The organism is Rhizobacter sp. P1_G5 (assembly GCF_056405435.1).
In genome coordinates, this window is the sequence record NZ_JBFUCB010000610.1 from 1 (window position 1) to 3,621 (window position 3,621).

General features: G+C 73.0%; 6 protein-coding genes. 4 read left to right on the plus strand and 2 right to left on the minus strand.

The annotated features are described in order from the left end of the window. The 4 genes from AC1D12_RS27965 to AC1D12_RS27980 form a co-directional block, all read left to right on the plus strand. Positions 1-334, plus strand: a 334-nt coding sequence (locus AC1D12_RS27965) for a PfkB family carbohydrate kinase (protein ID WP_477844344.1), incomplete at its 5' end; no start/stop codon positions are given. Further along, positions 331-726 (plus strand): D-ribose pyranase, encoded by a 396-nt coding sequence (rbsD, locus tag AC1D12_RS27970; protein WP_465113033.1) that lies wholly within the window; start codon positions 331-333, stop codon positions 724-726. The genes AC1D12_RS27965 and rbsD, both read left to right, overlap by 4 nt. Positions 727-832: 106 nt before the next feature. Then, complete coding sequence (locus AC1D12_RS27975; protein WP_477844346.1) at positions 833-1,390, plus strand: sigma-70 family RNA polymerase sigma factor; 558 nt, start codon at positions 833-835, stop codon at positions 1,388-1,390. Beyond that, complete coding sequence (locus tag AC1D12_RS27980) at positions 1,387-1,605, plus strand: zf-HC2 domain-containing protein (RefSeq protein WP_477828885.1); 219 nt, start codon at positions 1,387-1,389, stop codon at positions 1,603-1,605. The genes AC1D12_RS27975 and AC1D12_RS27980 overlap by 4 nt, the downstream gene beginning before the upstream one ends. Here the strand turns inward: AC1D12_RS27980 and AC1D12_RS27985 are convergent, their stop codons facing one another. Both AC1D12_RS27985 and AC1D12_RS27990 read right to left on the minus strand, forming a co-directional pair. Beyond that, complete coding sequence (locus AC1D12_RS27985) at positions 1,606-2,847, minus strand: SGNH/GDSL hydrolase family protein (RefSeq protein WP_477844348.1); 1,242 nt, start codon at positions 2,845-2,847, stop codon at positions 1,606-1,608. It lies immediately after the preceding gene. Between the two features lie 13 nt (positions 2,848-2,860). Continuing rightward, the coding region (locus AC1D12_RS27990) for an MFS transporter (protein ID WP_477844350.1) at positions 2,861-3,621 on the minus strand (761 nt) is incomplete at its 5' end.

Genomic DNA, 3,621 nt, shown 5'->3' on the forward strand with positions numbered 1-3,621 from the left:
GCTCGGCGAGGCGCTGGCACCGGCCGATGCAGCGGCGCGGCTGCGCGAGCGCGGGCCGGCGACGGTGATCGTCACGCTGGGCGCCGACGGCGTGCAGTGCGCCGACGAGCGCGGCAACGTGCACGCGCCGGCGCCGCGCACGCAGGCGGTCGACACCACCGGTGCCGGTGACACCTTCATCGGCGCGTTCGCCGCCGCGCGCTGTGCCGGCGTGGCCTTGCACGCCGCGATCGCGCATGCGCAGCGGGCCGCGGCGTTCAGCGTCGCGCGGCCCGGCACGATCGACGCGATGCCGTTCGCGCGCGACCTGCAACCGGCGGTCGAGGCGTCGTGAAGAAGACGCCGCTGCTGCACCGGGACTTGTCGCTGCTGGTCGCGCGGCTGGGCCATGGCGACCTGGTCGTGATCGCCGATGCCGGGTTGCCGGTGCCGGCGGGCACGCCGTGCATCGACCTGGCGCTGACGCGCGGCGTGCCGTCGTTCGACCAGGTGCTGCAGGTGCTGCTCAGCGAGATGCAGGTGGAGCGCGCCGCGCTGGCCGACGAGGCGCTGCAGCGCAGCCCCGCGTTCGTCGCGCAGGCCGGCGAGCGCCTGCAGGGCGTGCCGGTCGAGCGGGTGTCGCACGACGAGCTGAAACGGCGCAGCGCCTCGGCGCGCGCGATCGTGCGCAGCGGCGAGTTCACGCCGTACGCGAACCTGCTGCTGTACGCCGGCGTCGTGTTTTGAGCGTTGCTTCGAAGCACTGAACGCGCCAGCCGCCGCGAAGCCAGGCACGCGCGGGCGCGGAGGTACTTCGATGAGCGGCTTTGCAGGCACGCTACAGTCGCGGCCCATGGACCTTGCCGCCGAACTGTCGAGCCTGCACCAGCCGCTGCTGCGGTTTGCGCAACTCCAGCTGCGCCACGACAGCCTCGCCGAGGACGTGGTGTCGGAGACGCTGCTGGCGATCCTCGAGGCGCCGGAGCGCTTCGAAGGCCGCAGCACGCTGAAGACCTACGCGACCGGCATCCTGAAGTTCAAGATCATCGATGTGCTGCGCCGGCGCGGCCGCGAGATCCACGTAGAGCCGTTGGCCGAGCAGAGCGTCGACGACGCGCTCGATGCGCTGTTCGCGGCCGACGGCCACTGGCGCGACGCGCCACCGGCCTGGCAGCACCCGGAGCGGGCGCTGGAGCAGGCGCAGTTCTTCGACACGCTGCAGCTGTGCATCGACAACCTGCCGCCGAAGCTGGCCCGCATCTTCATGATGCGCGAGTGGCTGGAGCTGGAGATCGACGGCATCTGCGGCGAGCTGCAGATCACCGCCAACAACTGCAGCGTGATGCTGTACCGCGCGCGCATGCAGCTGCGCGAGTGCCTGCAGCTGCGCTGGTTCAAGGATGCGGCATGACGACGACGACCCCACCGCCCGCGAGCACGCCGGACGACGACATCGACTGCCGTGCCGCCTCGCACCTGCTGAGCGCCGCGCAGGACGGCCCGCTGCCGCCCGACGACGCGCGCCGGCTGGCGGCGCACCTGCCGATCTGCCGCATGTGCCGCAACGTGCAGGGGCAGCTCGAGTTGCTGCGCAGGAGCGCGCGCGAGCTGGGCAGCGGGGACTGATCAGCGCGTGGCCGGCAGCGGCACCGCCTCGGCCATCGCGCGGTGCCCGGCGTCGCCCGGGTGCAGGTGGTCGCCGGAGTCGAAGGCCGGCTGCAGGCGCGACGGCTGGGCCGGGTCGCGCAGCAGCGCGTCGAAATCGAGCACCGCGTCGAACTCACCGCTGGCGCGGATCCACGCATTGAGCTGCCGGCGCAGCGCGTCCTTGTGCGGCTGGAAGTAGTCGGCCAGCGGCGTGCCGGCGAGGGCGCCTTCGAACGGCGTCAGCGTCGCGCCGAGCACGCGCACGCCGTGTGCATGCGCGCGGGCGATCAGCTGGCGGTAGCCGGCCACCAGCTCGGCGAGGTCGGGCGGCCGGCGTTGCGGATCGAACGCGGTGCCGGGCCAGGCGATGTCGTTGATGCCGATCAGCACGATGACGCTGCGCAGCTGCGGTTGCGACAGCACGTCGCGGTCGAAACGCGCCAGCGCGCTCGGGCCCATGCCGCCGGACAGCAACCGGCCGCCCGAGATGCCGGCGTTCAGCACCGCGATGCGTTGCGGTGCGAGTCGCGCGGCCAGGAAGTCGGGCCAGCGCGTGTCGGCATCCATCGTCGCGCCGTTGCCGTCGGTGATCGAATCGCCGATCACGACGACGCTGCCGCGCGGCGCGTCGGCCTCGACCGCGACGCCGCTGAGGAAGATCCGCGCCGTCAGGCCCGGTGTCGGCGGCAGCTGCGCGGCGCTCACCTGGTTGCCGGGCGCGAGCGAGGCGGTTTGCCGTCCATCCCAGTGGAAGGTGCGCGTCGGCGTCGGCTTCGGCAGGTACAGGCTGATCGCCAAGGACGCGAGCGCTGCGACCTCGAGCTCCACCGGATCGCTGAGCACCGGCGCGCCCGGCGGCACGACGACGCCGGCCTGTCCGCCGAAGGTCACCGCGCGACCCCGCCCGGGGGCCGATGCCGGCGCCACCTGCGCTGCACCAATCACCAGTGGCTCGCTGCCGTACTCGTTCGACAGCTGCAGCCGCACCCGCCGCCCGCCGAGGCTCAGCCGCACGACCTGGCGCAGCGTCTGGTCGTCGATGACCGCCGGCGTGCCGGTCGGCAGGGCGAATTCCTCGCCCCAACTCGCTTCGGGATTCGCGGTCCAGCTGGGGATCCAGGTGCCGGCGTGCGAAGGCGTCGCGGTCAGGCAGGCGAGGGCAAAGGCCGGGATGGAGAGGGTCGCGGCGAGGCCGCGCCGCAGTGTGCGACGAGCAGTCATGGGGTGTCCTCGTTCAGGCGTTGGCAGGGGCGATCGCAGCCGGCGTGCGGTCCAGCGCCATCGCGAGCGCCGCGATCGCGAGACCGGCCAGCGGCAGCAGCGCGGCCACCCAGGCGAGCGAGCCGAGACCCGGCCCGTTCGCGATCACCGCACCGCCCAGCCACGCGCCGAAGGCATTGCCGAGGTTGAACGCCGCGATGTTGAAGCTCGAGGCGAGGCTCTGGCCGGCACCCTGGGCCTTGTCCAGCACCCACATCTGCAGCGGAGCGACCGTCGCGAACGACGCGGCCCCGAGCAAGCCGACGAACAGCACCGCGGCCACCCGGCTGTGCAGCGCCCAGCCGGTCAGCGCGAGCACGATCGCGAGCACCGCCAGCGAGCCCAGCACCGTGCCGGCGAGGTGGCGGTCGGCGAGCTTGCCGCCGGCCAGGTTGCCGATCACCAGCCCGCCGCCGAACACCAGCAGGATCGGCGACACCGCCGCGGCGCTGAAGCCGGTGATCTGCGTCAGCAGCGGCGCGATGTAGGTGAACAGCGCGAACAGYCCCGCGAAGCCGAGCACCGTGGTCGCGAAGCCGAGCAGCACCGGGCGGCGCAGCAGCGCGTCGAGGTCGGCGCGCAGCGAACTGCCTTCACGGCTCGCCGGCTGCGCGGGCACGAACAGCGCCAGTGCCGCCATCGCCAGCAGCCCGACCGCGCTGACGGCCCAGAAGGTGGCGCGCCAGCCGAAATGCTGGCCGAGCCAGGTGCCGAACGGCACGCCGAGGATGTTGG

What these genes read in the sequence shown, in the direction of transcription:
- AC1D12_RS27980 (WP_477828885.1), top strand. Translation starts at nt 1,387, where the DNA reads ATGACGACGACGACCCCACCGCCCGCGAGCACGCCGGACGACGACATC.
- AC1D12_RS27985 (WP_477844348.1), bottom strand. Translation starts at nt 2,847, where the DNA reads ATGACTGCTCGTCGCACACTGCGGCGCGGCCTCGCCGCGACCCTCTCC.
- AC1D12_RS27975 (WP_477844346.1), top strand. Translation starts at nt 833, where the DNA reads ATGGACCTTGCCGCCGAACTGTCGAGCCTGCACCAGCCGCTGCTGCGG.